Annotated in this window: 16 protein-coding genes and 1 pseudogene; 9 read left to right on the forward strand and 8 right to left on the reverse strand. The window is 71.1% G+C overall.

The annotated features are described in order from the left end of the window. Positions 1-50 precede the first annotated feature (50 nt). From BJF79_RS15175 to BJF79_RS15190, 4 genes are all read right to left on the reverse strand, one after another. A complete protein-coding gene (locus BJF79_RS15175; protein ID WP_075898051.1) occupies positions 51-848 on the reverse strand; it encodes a VOC family protein in 798 nt (265 codons plus the stop codon). Positions 849-865: 17 nt separating this feature from the next. After that, positions 866-1,654 carry a VOC family protein gene (locus BJF79_RS15180; RefSeq protein WP_075898053.1) on the reverse strand — a complete coding sequence of 263 codons (789 nt, stop codon included), beginning with the start codon at positions 1,652-1,654 and terminating at the stop codon, positions 866-868. A gap of 116 nt (positions 1,655-1,770) precedes the next feature. Beyond that, the gene (locus BJF79_RS15185; RefSeq protein ID WP_083733458.1) at positions 1,771-3,042 is read right to left on the reverse strand and encodes an alpha/beta hydrolase; all 1,272 of its coding nucleotides are present in this window, start codon (positions 3,040-3,042) and stop codon (positions 1,771-1,773) included. A 350-nt stretch (positions 3,043-3,392) separates the two neighbouring features. Further along, positions 3,393-3,890, reverse strand: a complete 498-nt coding sequence (locus BJF79_RS15190) for a winged helix-turn-helix transcriptional regulator (protein WP_075898055.1) — start codon at positions 3,888-3,890, stop codon at positions 3,393-3,395. Positions 3,891-3,983: 93 nt separating this feature from the next. On the opposite strand from BJF79_RS15190, the gene BJF79_RS15195 reads away from it, so the two are divergent. Then, a complete protein-coding gene (locus BJF79_RS15195) occupies positions 3,984-5,432 on the forward strand; it encodes an MFS transporter (RefSeq protein WP_075898057.1) in 1,449 nt (482 codons plus the stop codon). 29 nt (positions 5,433-5,461) lie between these two features. On the opposite strand, the gene BJF79_RS15200 is transcribed toward BJF79_RS15195, so the two are convergent. From BJF79_RS15200 to BJF79_RS15210, 3 genes are all read right to left on the reverse strand, one after another. Continuing rightward, positions 5,462-6,193, reverse strand: coding sequence for a DUF4097 family beta strand repeat-containing protein (locus BJF79_RS15200; RefSeq protein ID WP_075898059.1), 732 nt, complete (start codon positions 6,191-6,193; stop codon positions 5,462-5,464). A gap of 94 nt (positions 6,194-6,287) precedes the next feature. After that, positions 6,288-7,256: a TIGR03557 family F420-dependent LLM class oxidoreductase gene (locus BJF79_RS15205; protein ID WP_075898137.1), complete on the reverse strand. Its 969-nt coding sequence runs from the start codon at positions 7,254-7,256 to the stop codon at positions 6,288-6,290. A 44-nt stretch (positions 7,257-7,300) separates the two neighbouring features. Further along, positions 7,301-7,837, reverse strand: coding sequence for a bacterioferritin (locus BJF79_RS15210; RefSeq protein ID WP_075898061.1), 537 nt, complete (start codon positions 7,835-7,837; stop codon positions 7,301-7,303). A gap of 261 nt (positions 7,838-8,098) precedes the next feature. Between BJF79_RS15210 and BJF79_RS15215 the strand changes: the two genes are divergently transcribed. The 4 genes from BJF79_RS15215 to BJF79_RS15230 all read left to right on the forward strand — a co-directional run bounded on the left by BJF79_RS15215 (position 8,099) and on the right by BJF79_RS15230 (position 11,356). Next, a complete protein-coding gene (locus tag BJF79_RS15215; RefSeq protein WP_075898063.1) occupies positions 8,099-8,368 on the forward strand; it encodes a hypothetical protein in 270 nt (89 codons plus the stop codon). 121 nt (positions 8,369-8,489) lie between these two features. Next, entirely contained in the window at positions 8,490-8,768 is a 279-nt protein-coding gene (locus BJF79_RS15220; RefSeq protein WP_083733459.1) for a hypothetical protein, read from the forward strand. Next, a complete protein-coding gene (locus tag BJF79_RS15225; RefSeq protein ID WP_075898065.1) occupies positions 8,765-10,132 on the forward strand; it encodes a hypothetical protein in 1,368 nt (455 codons plus the stop codon). The genes BJF79_RS15220 and BJF79_RS15225 overlap by 4 nt, the downstream gene beginning before the upstream one ends. A 216-nt stretch (positions 10,133-10,348) precedes the next feature. Beyond that, positions 10,349-11,356, forward strand: coding sequence for an alpha/beta hydrolase (locus tag BJF79_RS15230; RefSeq protein ID WP_075898067.1), 1,008 nt, complete (start codon positions 10,349-10,351; stop codon positions 11,354-11,356). A 33-nt stretch (positions 11,357-11,389) separates the two neighbouring features. Here the strand turns inward: BJF79_RS15230 and BJF79_RS15235 are convergent, their stop codons facing one another. After that, positions 11,390-12,637, reverse strand: coding sequence for a PP2C family protein-serine/threonine phosphatase (locus BJF79_RS15235; protein ID WP_262402056.1), 1,248 nt, complete (start codon positions 12,635-12,637; stop codon positions 11,390-11,392). 290 nt (positions 12,638-12,927) lie between these two features. Between BJF79_RS15235 and BJF79_RS15240 the strand changes: the two genes are divergently transcribed. From BJF79_RS15240 to BJF79_RS15250, 4 genes and pseudogenes are all read left to right on the forward strand, one after another. Next, on the forward strand, positions 12,928-13,791 hold the full coding sequence (locus BJF79_RS15240; protein ID WP_075898069.1) for an arpA protein: 864 nt from the start codon (positions 12,928-12,930) through the stop codon (positions 13,789-13,791). A gap of 64 nt (positions 13,792-13,855) precedes the next feature. After that, complete coding sequence (locus tag BJF79_RS60040) at positions 13,856-14,176, forward strand: hypothetical protein (protein WP_262402057.1); 321 nt, start codon at positions 13,856-13,858, stop codon at positions 14,174-14,176. 101 nt (positions 14,177-14,277) lie between these two features. Then, positions 14,278-14,691 carry a hypothetical protein gene (locus tag BJF79_RS60045; protein WP_262402058.1) on the forward strand — a complete coding sequence of 138 codons (414 nt, stop codon included), beginning with the start codon at positions 14,278-14,280 and terminating at the stop codon, positions 14,689-14,691. 47 nt (positions 14,692-14,738) lie between these two features. Next, positions 14,739-16,004: pseudogene (locus BJF79_RS15250) on the forward strand (choline/carnitine O-acyltransferase); the annotation flags it as partial. Between the last annotated feature and the right edge of the window lie 3 nt (positions 16,005-16,007).

The following is a 16,007-nucleotide window of genomic DNA, read 5'->3' on the forward strand; positions in this document are numbered from 1 at the left end:
TGCCCGCCGTCCGGCCCTTCAATCCCGGTACGGGCGCGCGGGCGGGTCCGTCAGGGCGCGTACCGCGGATCCGGGGTGATCACGGCCAGCCGCGCGCCGGTCGGGTCGGCGATCCCCGCGAACCGTCCGGGATCGATGTCGGTCGGCGGGATCGTGACCCGCCCGCCGAGCTCGGTGGCCTTCCACACCGTGGCGTCGCAGTCGGTCACCCAGAAGTAGGGGGTCCAGTAGGCGCTCCAGTGCGGCGGCCAGCGCTCGTCCATGAAGACCATGCCGCCGCCCACCGGACGGCCGTCGGTCTCCCATTCGGTGTAGGGCGCGGCGCGGTAGTACCGGCGGTCCAGCGCCCGCCAGCCGAAGACGTCGCCGTAGAAGCGCCGGGCGCTCCAGATGTCGCGCGACGCCAGCTCCACCCAGCACATCGCCGACGGCTCCCGGAGGATCTCCATGCCCTCCCGCCCGAACGGCTGCCAGACGGCGAAGTCCGCGCCCTCCAGGTCGGAGTACATCGCCACGCGGCCGAGGTGCATGCCCTGCATGGGGTCGAGGAGCTCCTGGCCCCCCGCGGCGGTCACCGCCCGGCCGACCGCGTCGACGTCCTCGACGCGGAAGTAGACCGTCCAGGTCGGCGGCTGCGTCTCGTCGACGAGCCGGTACAGCCCGGACGTGCTCGGCCCCTCCGGCCCGCCGAGCGTGAAGACCTCGTAGTCGGGGAACGCGTCCTGCGTGATCGTGTACGAGGACCAGCCGAACAGCTCGCGGTAGAACCGCTTGGACGCCTCGAGGTCGGGGCTGGCGAGATCGAGCCAGCACGCCATGCCGGGCTGGTAGTCCGTCACCGTCGGCATCCGCCGCTCCCTCGCCTCTACCGGGCGGCCCGCGGGCTGAGCAGCCCGAGCCGCGCGCCGGTCGGGTCCATGATCACGCCGAACCGGCCGGGGTCGATGTCGTCCGGCCAGACGACGACGCTCGCGCCGAGCTCGACGCTCCGCCCGACGGTCGCGTCGCAGTCGGCGACCTGGAAGTAGGGGATCCAGTCGCCCGGCCACTCGGGCGGCCACGTCCCGTCCATGTAGACCATCCCGGCCACCGACCAGCCGTCGATCTTCCAGTTCGTGTAGACGTAGTCGCGGTAGTAGTGGCGGTCCACCGCGCGCCACCCGAAGACCTCGCCGTAGAAGCGCCGCGACTTCTCGATCTCCCGGGAGGCCAGCTCCACCCAGCACATCGCCGACGGCTCCCCGACGACCTCCGCGCCCTGCACCTCGCGCGGCATCCAGACGGCGAAGTCCGACCCCTGGGTGTCGACGAACATGGCGATGCGCCCGAGATGGGCGATGTCCATGGGCGCGACGACCTCCCGCCCGCCGGCCGCGAGGACCCGCCGCGCGACGTCCTCCACGTCCTCGACCCGGAAGTAGCACGTCCACGACGGCGGCTGCGTCTCGTCGGCGAGCGTCTGCATCCCGGCGACCGTCGGCCCCTCGATCCCGCCGAGCGTGAACATCTCGTAGTCGTCGAGAGTGTCGACGGTCATCGTGTACGAGGACCAGCCGAACAGCTCGCGGTAGAACCGCTTGGACGTCTCGGGGTCCGGGCTGGCGAGGTCCAGCCAGCACGGCGTCCCCGGTTCGAAGGCCGTCACCTCCGGCATCGGCCGCTCCCCGTCGCAGACATGGGAACCACGCTACGAACGGGGACGCCAATCACGCCCGACGCGACCTCAACGGTTTCACCAGGGCGCCGTCAAGGCTTCGCCAAACCGGAGGCTCAGAGCTTCTTCGCCCCGATCGCACCGGCGACCATCGGGAAGCTCTTCGCCAGCTCGGGGCGCCAGTACTTCCAGTTGTGCATGCCCTTGCCGTACAGGCTGTCGGTGACCTCGACGCCCGCCTTCTCCGCCGCCTCGATGAAGTTGACGTTCATCCGGTAGGCGAGCCGCTCGCCGACCCGTCCGGCGTCCCACATCGCCGCGTTCGGGTTGTCGTGCGGGCCCGGCTCGCCGTTGCCGCACGAGACGTACACGCCGACGCCCTTGAGCTTCTCCACCATGACCGTCGCGTCGTGCTGCCGCCAGACGTTCCGGTTCGTGAGCGGGTCGCCCCAGATCTTGGTGCCCGCCTCCTTGTTGATGGAGACGAGGAACGCCGGGACGCCCGGCGCGGTGATGTTCAGCGCACCGCTGTACGACGCGACGTACTTGAACAGGCCCGGGTTCCGCTGCGCATACGTGATGGCGCCCTGCCCGCCGGACGACAGCCCGATCGCGGCGCGGCTCGTCCCGGCGTGGAAGTTGCGCTCCATCAGCGGGATGACCTCCTCGATGTGGAAGGTCTCCCACATCGGAATGCCGCCCTTGCCGTCGTTCCACCAGTTGCTGTACGAACCCTGCCAGCCGCCCTCGGGCATCACGACGATCGCGTCGTAGTCGTCCACGACCTGCTCGATCTGCGAGTCCTTGGTCCACGACTGGTAGTTGTTGTTGCCGCCGTGGTACGCGTAGACGACCGGCCAGGACCGCTTGGCACCGGCCTTCCACCCCTTCGGCATCAGCATCCGCGTCTTGACCGTCGCCCCCAGCGCCGGGGAGGCGATGGAGACGTCGTACATGCGCGTGCCGACCTTCTTCACGCCGGTGATCTTCGCGCCGTCGTTCGCCTTGGCGTACTTGCTGGGCGCGTCCGCGACCTTGTCGGGCAGATGGGGCTTCTTGCCGTGGCTGCTCGCGTTGGTGTCGGGGTCGTTCGACGCCGGCTCGCCCGAGCCCGTGTTGAACGGGTCGGTCGACATCGGCCGACTCGGCAGCTCGGGAATCGGCGACGCCGTCGGCGACGGCGAACCGGGCCCCGTCGGCATCCCGGGCGCGCCAGGCTGCGTCGCCGGGCCGAACGACGGCACGGGCTGCGACGCCCCCGCGTTCTCGGAGTCCGTCATCGGCACGCCCACGCCCGCCTGCGCGAGGCCCACCATCAGGGCCGGCAGCAGGACGGCGGCCGTCGCGGTGCCGATGATGGCGATCTTCCGGTCGGTACGCTTCTTCATGGGCTCCCCAGCAGCCGATGGCTCCCAAGCCGATCAGGCCGTGCTGTGCTCCGCGCCCCGGCCCGCCACTACTCACTCGCGGATGAAACTACTGTCCCGAACGTCCCATTCGCAAGTATTGGCAACGAATGCAATAGCAGCGTTACCCCAACCCGTAACGCACAGTGACTTCACACGTTCCACCGCCCCTGCCGCCGTAGACACCGATCGACGCGGGCGTCCGGCGTTCGCTTCGCTCGAACCGTTTCTTCGATTCCCTTCCCTGGTGAGCGCTCTCCTTCTGTCGCGCGATCGGCCGCCGCCCGAAAGAATGGCGCGAAACCCGGACGCGCGGCACCGGCCGTCCGGCGTCAGCGGCGGACGGGCAGGGCGGCCCTGGCCACGGCGTCGCGTTCGGCCGCGTCGCGGCGCGCCGCCGCTTCCTCGGCGAGGACGCGCGCGTCGTAGGCGGAGCGGGCGGCGGCGATCGCGTTCTGGTGCTCCTCGGTCCAGGTGACGAGCGCGCGGATCGTGTGGTGCAGCGTCTCGCCCATCGGGGTGAGGGCGTAGTCGACGCGCGGCGGAACCGTCGGATGGACGGTCCGGGTCACCAGCCCGTCGCGTTCGAGGTGCCGCAGCGTCCGGGTGAGCATCCGCTGGCTGATCCCGTCGATGCGGCGGCGCAACTCGGTGAACCGGAGGGTGCAGCGCTGGTCGAGGAGGGCGATCACCAGCAGCGACCACTTGTCCGCGATGCGGTCGAGGATCTGCCGCACCTCGCAGTCGTTGCGGGTGTCCCACTGCAGGACGTCCTCGTCGTCAACGGTATCCCCGCAGTAACCGAGGGACTCGAAAGTTCCGTCTTCCATGACCCCCAATGGTCACCCACGATGGGGCCGGTTACAAGAGGGAACCGGCCCCCACGGCGGGAACCGGCCCTCTCTTCGCGAAGGGAACGGGTCATGTCAGCTTCCGCCGCCCGGACGGACGGGCGCACCTGGGCGATGCTGCCGGTGCTATGCGGCGCGATCTTCCTTGAGGGGATCGACGTGGCGATGCTCAACGTGGCGCTGCCGTCCATCCGGGACGACCTCGGTCTGTCGACGGGGATGCTCAGCGGGGTGATCAGCGCCTACGTGCTGGGCTACGGCGGGTTCATGCTGCTGGGCGGGCGCGCCGCCGACCTGCTCGGCCGCCGCCGCGTCTTCCTCGCCTGGCTCGTCGTGTTCATGCTGTTCTCCGGCCTCGGCGGATTCGCCACCGAGGGCTGGATGCTGCTGGTGTCCCGGTTCGTCACCGGGGTCGCGTCGGCGTTCATGGCACCGGCCGGGCTCGCGCTGATCACCGGGGCGTTCCCGGCCGGTCCGGCGCGGACCCGCGCCCTCGGCATCTACGCCGGGACGGCGGCGGGCGGTTTCACCCTCGGCCTCGTCGCGGGCGGGCTGCTCACCTCGCTCGGCTGGCGCTGGGTGTTCTTCGCGCCCGTCGCACTGTCCGCGCTGATCCTGGCGGCGGCCGTCCCGCTGGTGCGGGAACCGGACGCGCCAGGACCGCGGACGCCCGGCGGGTTCGACCTCGCGGGATCGTTCGCCGTCACCGGGGCGATGCTGCTGCTCGCGTACGGGACCGTCCGGCTGGAGCACCCCGGCGAGGGCACCGGGACGACGGCGGCGGTCTTCGCGGCGGGCGCGGCGCTGCTCGCGGTGTTCGCCGCGATCGAGCGGACGTCGCGCAGCCCGCTCGTCCGGCTCGGGCTCCTGCGGTCGGCCGCGCTGGTGCGGACGGACGTGTCCGCGCTGCTGTTCCTCGCGGCGTTCGCCGGCTTCCAGTTCGTGCTGACCCTCTACCTGCAGGATCTGCGCGGCTGGACGACGTGGCAGACGGGGCTCGCCATGCTCGCCCTCGGCGTCGACGTCGTCCTGGCGCCCACGCTGACGCCGTACCTGGTCGGCCGGTTCGGCAACACGCGGGTGCTGTTCGGCGGGCTCGTCCTCGCCGCGCTGGCGTACGGGCTGTTCCTGCCGCTCGGGCCCGACTGGGCCTACGCCCTGATGTTCCCGCTGATGCTGCTGCTCGGGGTGGCGTTCGCGCTGGTCTACGGCCCGCTGACGATGGCGGCGACGGACGGCGTGGACGAGCGCGAGCACGGCGTCGCGGGCGGGCTGCTGTACACCGCGATCCAGTTCGGCATGGCGCTCGGGCTGTCGGCGGTGACGGCCGTGCAGGTCGCGGCCCTCGGGGACGCCGGGTCGGCGGCGGCGCGGATGGACGCGCTGCGGACGGCCCTGACCGTCCCGTTCGCGGCCGCGCTGCTCGCCGTCGCCGTCACCGCGTTCGGGTTCCGCACCCGGCGGCGCGCCGCCCGCCGGTCCGACGCCGTGCCCGAGGGGCGCGTCCCGTCCGCGGTCTGAGCGCAGGCGGTCCGGCCGCCGCCCATCGCCTACGGGGCCGTCGCGGTCACGCCGCCGTTGGTGCTGGTCAGGGCGAGGTGGTGGACGGCGGACGGGCCGGTGGGGACGGTGATGCGCTCGCGGCCGTTGCCCGCGGTCGCCGAGACCCGGTAGGGGCCGCCCGCGACGGTGACGGTGATGTCGCCGTTGGACGTCACGGCGCGGACGTCCGCCGGGACGGACGGGACGAGCGTGATGTCGCCGTTCGCCGTCTCCGCGAGGATCCGCTCGGCCCGCAGGTCGTGCCCCTCGATGCGGCCGTTGGACGTCCGCGCCTTGATCGGCCCCGTGACGCCCGCGAGGCCGATCGAGCCCGCGCCGGTGGTGACGTTTACCTCGCCGGCCCCGTGCAGGTGCAGGGAGCCGCCGGACGCGCCGCCGCTCACCGGGACGCCCGCCGGGACGTCGACCGTGTAGCTCACCGAGCAGTCGCGGGGGCAGCCGCCGAGGATCAGGACGCCGTTCTCGACCCGGTGGGTGGCGCCTTCGGGACGGTCGTCGCGGTACCGGACGGTGCGGCGCAGGTTCGGCTTCGCGTCGCCGCCCCGCACCGTCACGCCGCCCTCCGCGACGTCGATGCGCACGGCGGTGATGCGGGACGGGAGTTCCGTTCCGTCCCGGAAGGTGCCGCCGGGGCCGAGCGAGGCGAACGAGACGTCGCACGCGGCCAGCGCGATCGTCCCGGCGGTGGTGACGGCGAGGGCGAAAAGGAGCCGGAACACGTGGTCCTCCCGGGTTCGTGTACCACGAAATTACGAACCCGGGAATCGGACCGTCGCCACGCCGGGGAGCCATTACCGGTGTGGCTCGCAGGTCTCAGCCGAATCGTTCTCGAAGGGCGGGCAGAAGCTCCATCTCCGCCCAGGTGCGGAAGTCCTTCTGCTGCTCGGCGCCGGACTGCGCGAACGCGATGTGGGTGAACCCCGCGTCGGCGAACTTCTGGACCGCCTCCAGGTAGTCGTTCACATTGTTGCCGCACGGAACGGACTCCGCCACGTCCTCTGGACGGACGGTCTTCGTCGCGGCCTCGAAATTGACCGGCCCCGGAAGTTCGGCCATCACCTTCCACGCCGAAGCGGAGAACTTCCACACGCGGTGGGCTCGCTGCTTGCACTCCTCGTAGTCCTGACCGAAGGCGACCGGGATCTGGCCGTAGACGGGTTTGCCGCCGCCGCCCTCGTTGTTGAAGAGCGACACGACGTCGCCCACCGGCTGGTCGGAGATGAGCAGGTCGCCGTGCCGGGCGGCGAGCCGTCCCGCGCGCGGGCCGTACGCCGCCATGCCGATGCGGACCGGCTCGGCCGGCAGGTCGTACAGCTTCGCGGAGTCGACGGTGAAGTGCCGGCCCCGGTAGTTGACGTAGTCGCCGCCGAACAGCGCCCGGATGATCTCGACGGCCTCGGCGAACATCTCGTGCCGCACGTCCACCGACGGCCAGCCCCGGCCGACGATGTGCTCGTTGAGGTTCTCGCCGGCGCCGAGGCCCAGCGTGAACCGCCCGTCCGACAGCACGCCCATCGTGGCGGCCTTCTGCGCCACCACGGCCGGGTGGTAGCGCATGATCGGGCACGTCACGAAGGTCATCAGCGGGATGCGGTGGGTGGCGTGGGCGAGGGCGCCGAGCACCGACCACGCGTACGCCGAGTGCCCCTGCTCTTCGAGCCACGGGAAGTAGTGGTCGGAGATGACCGAGTAGCCGAAACCCGCCTCCTCCGCCTCCACCAGGTCGGTGACCAGCTGTTTCGGCGGCGTCTGCTCGCAAAGGAGCGTGTATCCGAATTCCATGCCGCCCCGCATACCCGGCGCACCCGGGACGACACGGGCGCCGTTCAGTTTCCGAGGAGGTCCATCAGGTCGTCGGCGTGTTCCTCCTCCTCGGCGAGGATGTCCTCCATCAGGCGGCGGGTGGTGACGTCGCCGTCGCCGAGCCAGCGGATGATCTCCTGGTAGGACTCGATGACGATGCGTTCGGCGACGAGGTTCTCCTCCAGCATGCCGCGCAGGTCGTCGTCCTTGAACGTCGCGTACGTCGTGTGCGAGCGGCGCGCGATGGTCTCGGGGTCGAAGTCGGGGTCGCCGCCGAGCTGGCTGATGCGTTCCGCGGCGCGCAGCGCGTGGTGGCGTTCCTCGTGGGCGTGCTCGTTGAACTCGTCGGCGACCTGCGCCCGGTTGATCCCGGTCGCGCTGATCGCGTGCTGGGCGTAGCGCATCCAGCAGACGATCTCGGTGGCCACCACGTCGTTGAGGACGCCGATGACCTCCTCGGTGCTCCGCCCGTAGCCGTCGGTCACCGGCCCCTGGCTCATCTTCCGCCGGGCGCGCTCCCGGATCGCCGCCACGTCGATGCTGAAGCTGTCGTCGGCCATGCCCGCTCCTCGCTGATCTCGCCGATCGCCCCTGCCGATCGGGCTTTCCCGTCCCCCCTCCTACCCAGCACGGCACGGTCATGCGCCGGACGGGACGACGACACGGAGGTGACGACGTGTAGCGTGTCGTGCACGCTCCGAGTTGGCACGGTCAGTGATGCGTGCTATACGTAGAGCTACCTCGCTGCGACCCCGCGGCGAGGAAGGGACATCCGGTATCCACCTTGGAAATCCGGGCCTGACAAGGAGAAAAGGAACCACATGAAGTCCTTCAGCTACACCGAACTGGACATGCTCGCCGGCGAGGTTCTGCCGGAGCGCGCCGTGCTGTCCACCCTTCTCGTCGGTGGCGGCGACGAGAACGAGAACGCCAACGTGAACCACCTCGGCGGCGGCGAGGGCGACGACAGCACGGTCGTCAGCTCCTGCTCGGCGAACAGCAACCAGCCGGCCACCGGCCTGCTCACCATCATCAACGGTGTGCCCGCGGCCAACTCGCAGATCTGCACCCCGGCCGCGGTCGCCGGCTGACCTCAGGTCTGACATCGCGAGCTTCGCGGCTCGTACCGGAAGGGCCGGCGTTCCGTACGCCGGCCCTTCCCCCTTCTCATCGATGAGCACCTGCTCAACGGACCGATCCCGAAAGGGAGCCATGAACCACCAGCAGATGACGTACGCCGACCTCGACCGGCTGACCGGCGAGATACTGCCGCGGCGGGTCGCGCTGTCGGCCGGCATGTCGGCCCCCGGCCACGACGCGGCGGGCGGCCACGGCGGGGGCGGCGACGGCGACACGGTCATCGCGTACGCCTGCCAGGCGACGTCCTCCTCGGGCACCACCGGCATCCTCGGCACCGGGCTGCTCGCCCAGCCGGCGCACTCCACGCTGACGTGCATGCCGGCCGCCGTGGTCCACGACGACGGCGCATGAGCACCGGCCCGATACCGGCCGTGGACGGGGCCGGCCCGCCCGCGGTCCTCACGCTGCCGACGCTCGCCGACGGCACCGAACTGGTCGGCGAGTACAAGAACTCGGGCTACCGCGAGCCCCCGCAGCTCGTCAGCCTGCCGAACCGCCAGCTCGTCCGCCTCCCGCCGCTGCTCTTCCACGTCGTCAAGGCGCTGCACGACTACCGCCACCTGGCCGGGACGGCCGACGTCGAGACCGCCCTCGACCGGGTGGCCGCCGCCGTCTCCCGCGAGGCCGACGCGCGGCTCACCGGGGAGCAGATCGTCTACCTGGTCGACCGCAAGCTCGCCCCGCTCGGCGTCACCACCTACAGCGACGGGACCCCGCCGCCGGTCATCAAGGCCAACCCGTTCCTCGGGCTGAAGTTCAAGGTGGCGGTGATCCCCGAGCGGGTCAGCTCCCTGCTCGGCGGGATGTTCGCCTGGCTGCTGAGCCCCTTCGCGATGATCCCGCTGATCGCGGGGCTCGTCCTCAGCGAGGTCTGGGTGTTCGGCACCCAGTCCGTCACCGGTGCGCTCCGGCACTCCATCCTCAACCCCGTCGGCATCCTGGCGATCATGGGGCTGGGCGTGCTGTCGGTCGCGTTCCACGAGGTCGGCCACGCCGCCGCCTGCCGGTACGGGGGCGTCAAACCGGGCCCCATGGGGTTCGGCATCTACATCGTGTGGCCCGCGTTCTACACCGACATCACCGAGTCCTACCGGCTCAGTCGTGGCGGACGGCTGCGCGCCGACCTCGCCGGCGTCTACTTCAACGGCGTCTTCATCGTCGCGCTGACGATGCTCTACCTGCAGACGGGCTACGAGCCGATCCTCGTCGCGATCCTCTACGTGAACCTGGAGATCGTGCAGCAGCTGTTGCCCACCATGCGGTTCGACGGCTACTACATCATGTCCGACCTGGCCGGAATCCCCGACCTGTTCAAGTACATCAAGCCGATCCTGCGCCGGACGCTGCTGCGGCGTCCCCCCGACGCGCTGCTGCGCGACCTGAAGCGCTGGCCACAGGTCTTCGTCGCGTTCTGGGTCCTCGCGGTCTTCCCGGTGATGATCGTGCAGCTCTTCCTGATCGCGCTCCGGGTGCCCGACCTGATGTCGCTGGCCTGGTGGAAGGTGCAGAAGCTGTTCGATGACGCCATGGCGGGCGACGGCCCGCTGGACATGACCGTGGCCGTGCTGCAGACGCTGCTGATCGTGCTGCCGGTCGCCGGTCTCGTGCTGATCACTTTCTCGATCGGACGCAGACTGGTGCGGTGGGCGATCGGCTACGTGCGCGGTCCCGCCGGTAACAAGGGCCCCGCCACCGGCCCGTTGCCGGGCGCCTGACCGGTGCGCGCGGTCCCCGCACGACAGCCGCGCGCTTGACGGCGCGGCGAGCGCCGGACGCCCCCGGGCGTCCGGCGCTTCGTCGTCTCCGCACCCGCGTATAAAATGCCTCGAACCATCGGCAATGCATTTTATACGCTTTTCTTCGGCCGCATTCATTGCGGACGGACCGGGAACCTACTCAGAGTAAGTTCGCTTTCTCGAAAGGCTCCCGCCTTGTTCCGCCGCAACTCCGCCGCCGCATGCGCGGCGATTCTCGCCCCGCTCGTCTCCCTTTCGCTGGCCGCCCCGCCCGCGCACGCGACGCCGCCGAACGCGTCCGCCCCGTCGGCGGCGCACGCGACGCCGTCCGGGGCGCGGGTCGTCGCGGAGGAGTTCGTCGACCACCGGACGCTGGACCTGACGATCGAGTCGCCCGCGATGGGGCGCCGCGAGAAGGTGCGGCTGCTCCTGCCGCCCGGCTGGTCCGCGGACGCGCGCCGCGCCTGGCCCACGCTGTGGCTGCTGCACGGCGGCGTCGACGACTACACCGCCTGGACGCGCGACACCGACGTCGCGGAGCTCACCGCCGACTCGGACGTCATCGTCGTCATGCCGAACGGCGGCCGGTGCGGAAATTACTCCGACTGGTGGAATTACGGCGACGGCGGCCCGCCGCGCTGGGAGACGTTCCACATGACCGAGGTCCGCGAAATCCTGGAACGCGATTACGGTGCCGGGAAACGGCGGGCGATCGCGGGCAATTCCATGGGCGGGCTCGGCGCCATGCTGTACGCGGCGCGCTTCCCCGGCATGTTCGAGGCCGCCGCGTCCTTCAGCGGCTACCTGCACACCCTGGACGGGCACACCCCGGGCGACGACTCCGTCGGCTGGGGCCCGTCCCTCTCCTGCCCGGGGACGGACTGGCGGCGCGTCTGGGGCGACCCCGACGACCAGGCCGCGATCTGGCACGCGCACAACCCGACCGACCAGGCCGGACGGCTCGCGGGGGTGCGGCTGTGGGTGGCGAGCGGCGACGGGCGGCGCGGCGACCTCGGCGGCTGGCCGTTCACCGACCCGGTGGAGGCGGGGACGTACCGGCACAGCCGCGCGTTCACCGACCGGCTGCACGACCTCGGGATCCCGGTGACGACGCGGTTCTTCCACGGGCAGCACAGCTGGCCGTACTGGGAGCGCGACCTGCACGAGGCGTACCCGATGCTGATGCGGGCCCTGCACGGCTGACGGACCGTCCGGGCGGACGCGACGGACCGTCCGTCAGGTCTGCGTGATCGCTTCCACGCCGGTCTCGCTGCCGACGCCCGGCGGCCCGTGCCACTCCAGCACGAGGACGGTGGCGTCGTCGTCGAGGCGTCCCTCGTGGTGCTCCAGGATGCTGTGGATCAGCCGCCGCAGCGTCTCCGGGACCGGCAGGCCGTCGGCGCTGTGGCGGATGATGAAGTCGACGAACCGGACGAGGCCGAACTCCCGTTTGTCCGGGTCGCGCGCCTCGACGATCCCGTCGGTGTAGAGCAGGACGCGGTCGCCCGGCTGCAACTGCTCCTCGCACACCCGCGGGACGATGCCGAGGTCGGTGCCGAGCGGCGTGCCGGGCAGGCAGTCGAGCTGCGTCACCCACCGGCCGCCCCGGATGACGACCGGCGGCGGATGCCCGTAGGTCGTCCACGACAGCAGGCCGGTCCGCAGTTGCAGGCAGGACAGGACGCCGGTGACGAACCGGCCGGACGAGTCCTGTTCGAGCAGCTCCTTCTCGATCGACTCGCCGATGGCGGCGAGCCCGGTGCCCTCGACCCGGGTGTTGCGGTACGCGGCGACGGCGAGGTTGGACGTCAGCCCGGCGCCGGTGTCGTGCCCCATGGCGTCGAATACGCCGAGGTGCACGGTGTTGCCGGCCAGCCCGTAGTCGAAGGTGTCGCCGCCGAGCCGGTAGGCGGGTTCGAGCGCCGCGCTGATGACCACCTGGTCGTTGGCGAAGGTCATCGGCGGCAGCGCACGCCACTGCATCTCCGCCGACACCGTCATGGGCCGCGTCCGCACCAGCCGGGCGAGCGTGTCGCTCGCGGTGCTCTTGCTGACGATCATCAGGGCGATCAGCCCGGCCAGCGACTCCGCGCGCGGCACGGCGTCGGGATCGCCGTCGGACGTCACCACGTGCAGGACGCCGATCCGCTCGGTCCCGTCGAGCAGCGGCACCCACCACTCGCGGCCGTCGCCGTCGATTCCGGCGATTTCGCCGACGAGGTGGCCGCGGGCGGGGGCGACGTTCTGGAACGCGCGTCCGGCGAGGGTCCCCTCGATGCGCAGCTCGGCCGAGTCGCCGCCCGCGCCGTCCTGTCCGGGGAGCAGGCACAGGACGGTCTGCTGCAGGTCGGCGACGTACATGCGCAGGTCGTGCAGCCCGGCCCGCCCGGCGTGCTCGGCGACCACGCCGGGCATCTGCTCCAGCGACATCAGGTGGCTGGCGGCGATCAGCTCGCTCAGCATCCGCTCGCCGGTACCGTCCACGATCGTCCCCCCGGTCGGAGTGCGGATACCGCGGTATCCGCCATACCCCGTGGCCCCGAGAGAACACGGCCCGCGGACGCGGCGGCGCGGGCGGACGCGGGAGGCGTGAGATGGGACACACGAACCTGTGTCCGGACACACCGGCCCGCCGATTTTGGAACGTTTGAAAGCACAGGTCACCGCCCCCCTTCATCAGTTTCTGATAAATCGACGGGGAAAGGTACGTCGCGAATTGACGGAAGGGATGTGCTAAAAACCCGTCTTGAGTTCGCCTAGGCGGAGGGACGTCCATGAGTGCGGCGCGGACACTGGAACGGGCGATCGACGCCGAACGCTATCCGCTGGCCGAACCGGCGAGCGCCGGCTGGGACGCGGTCGTCTCCGCGACCCGGGCCGAGCTGGCGGAGACGGGCTGCTGCGTGCTTCCCGGCTTCGTCCGTCCGGAATGGCAGGAGACGCTGCGGGACGAATGCGCGTCCGTCGAACGGGACGCGCATTTCGATGTCGAAACGGTGAACGCCTACAACATCGACGTGCACACTCCGCTGCCGGACGGCCATCCGGGACGGCTCACGGTCGAGCGCGGCAACGCGTTCGTCGCCCGCGACCGCCTGCCCGCGCAGCACATCGTGCCCCGCCTTTATTCGAACCCGCTTTTCCAACATTTCGTGGCGAGCTGCTTCGGGCTGCCGGAGGTGCACGAGCTGGCCGATCCGCTGTCGGGGCTCGTGCTGAACGTCGTCCGGCCCGGCATGGAGCATCCCTGGCACTTCGACACCAACGAGTTCACGGTCAGCCTGCTGACGCGGGAGGCGGAGGGCGGCGGCGCCTTCGAGTACTGCCCGAACATCCGGTCCGCGGAGGCGGAGAACTTCGACAACGTACGGCGCGTGCTCACCGGCGAGGGCGCCCACCTGGTCCGCAGCCTCACGCTGCGGCCCGGTGACCTGCAATTGTTCAAGGGACGCTACTCGCTGCACCGGGTGAGCGCCGTGCGCGGCGCGATCTCCCGGCACACCGCGATCTTCGCCTACAGCGAGCGTCCCGGAGTCGTGGGCAGCGTGGCCCGCACGCGGCAGCTCTTCGGCCGCGTCCTGCCCGAGCACCTCGCGGCCGAGGGCCGCGCCGTCCGGGTGGACGCGCTGCTCGACTGAGCCCCCCCTCAGCGCCCGTCCCGTTTCGAGCCCGCTCCTCCAGTCCCCGGAAGGACCGCGATCCGTGCGCGTCGACACGTCCGGAAAGATCTCGCTCGACCACATCTACACGCAGCCCGACCCCCGCGCCTACTTCACGACGCTGCGGGATCTCGAATACCACATCCCGCAGCTCGCCCGGCCGCACTTCGCCGAGCTGATCGGCGAATACCGGAAGGCGCGCAACGTCGCGGTCCCGACGGTTCTCGATATCGGCTGCTCCTACGGCATCAACGCGGCCCTGCTGAAATACGGAATCACGATGGGCGACCTGTACGAGCGCTACAGTGGCGCGACGCCCACCGGCGGACGCGCGAATCGCTGCTGGCCCGCGACCGGGAGCTGAGCCGCCGCGAACCGCGCACCGCCCCCGCGCGCTTCCTCGGTCTGGACGCCTCCGACGATGCCCTCTCCTACGCGCTCGACGCCGGTTTCCTGGACGGCGCCGTGCACGCCGACCTCGAACGCGACGACCCGACCGGCCCGCAGCGGGAACTGCTCGCCGGGACCGACCTCGTCGTGTCCACCGGCTGCCTCGGTTACGTCACCGAGCGGACGATCGCGCGCGTCGTCGCGGCGTGCGGCCCGCGGCGTCCCTGGATGGCGCACTTCATCCTGCGCATGTTCCCGTTCGCGCCGATCGCCGACACGCTCGCCGCGGCCGGTTACGAGACCGTCCGCCGCGAGGGCCTGTTCCGGCAGCGCCGGTTCGCCACCGCGCAGGAGCGGGAGAACGTGCTGCTGCGGCTCGCGGAGGCCGGGATCGACGCGCAAGGGCTGGAAAGCGACGGCTGGTACTACGCCGAGCTGTACGTATCGCGCCCCCGACCCCACGACTCCGAAATCGAGGACCGACGTTGAACGAACCCTCCGCCCGCACCTTCGGCAACGAGGACGCGCTGCCGCGGGTGCCGCTGCCGGCGCTCGACGAGACCCGCGCGCGGTTCCTGCGGTGGTGCGAGCCGCTGCTCACCGCGGACGAACTCGCCCGCACCGAGGCCGCGCTGGACGAGTTCGTCCGACCGGACGGTCCGGGACCGCGGCTGCACGCGGCGCTCGAACGCTACGACGCGAGCGAGGGCGTGCACAGCTGGCTCGACACGTTCTGGCCGTACCGGTACCTGGGGCGCCGCGACCGCATCGCGCTCAACGCGAACTTCTTCTTCCTGTTCGGTGACTCCGGGGAGACGCAGGTCGCGCGGGCGGCCGGGCTGATCGCGGGCGCGCTGGACTACAAGCTGCGGCTGGACGACGAGCGGGTGCCGCCGGTCGAGCAGCGCGGACGGCCGCTGTCGATGGAGCAGAACAAGTTCCTGTTCTCGACGACGCGGATCCCCGGGGCCGAACAGGACACCGTCCGCGCCCCGTACGACGAGGGAGGCCCGTCCACGGCGCGGCACATCGTCGTGTTCTTCCGCGGCAACATGATGCGGCTGGACGTGATCGGCCCGGACGGGCTGCCGCACACCCTCGACGAACTCGCCGCGGCCCTCGGCACGATCATGAAGGCGGGGCCGACGGCGGAACCGTCCACCGGCCACCTGACGACGAAGGCGCGCGCCGAGTGGGCGGCGAGCCGGGACGCGCTGCTCGCACTCGACGGCCGCAACGCGCGGGCCCTCGACGACATCGAGACCGCGCTGTTCTGCGTCTGCCTCGAGAACTTCGCCCCCGCGTCGACGCAGGAGGCGTGCGACAACCTGCTGCACGGCGACAGCGCGAACCGCTGGTTCGACAAGGCGGTGTCGTTCGTCGTGTTCGCGGACGGTTCGGCGGGCATCAACGTCGAGCACTGCGGGCTGGACGGCACGACGATCCTCAGCTTCGTGGACGCCCTCCTCGGCGAGCCCGCGGCGGTGCAGTCGGCGCGGTCTGGCGCGCGGAGCCAGGGGCTCCCGGCGGTCGAGCCGATCGAGTTCGTCCTGGACGACGCGCTGCGCGCGGACGTGCGGGCGGCGGGCAGGTCGTTCGCCGACTACGCCGCCGCGACCGCGACGGCCTGCGTGTCGTTCGACGACTTCGGCTCGCGGGACGCCAAACGCCTGCGGATGTCGCCGGACGCGTTCGTCCAGATGGCGTACCAGCTCGCGCACAAGCGCGCGAAGGGACGGATCGGCGCGACGTACGAGTCGATCGCGACGCGGCAGTACCGGCGGGGCCGCACCGAGGCGATGCGG

The organism is Actinomadura sp. CNU-125 (assembly GCF_001942465.1).
Lineage (GTDB): Bacteria > Actinomycetota > Actinomycetes > Streptosporangiales > Streptosporangiaceae > Spirillospora.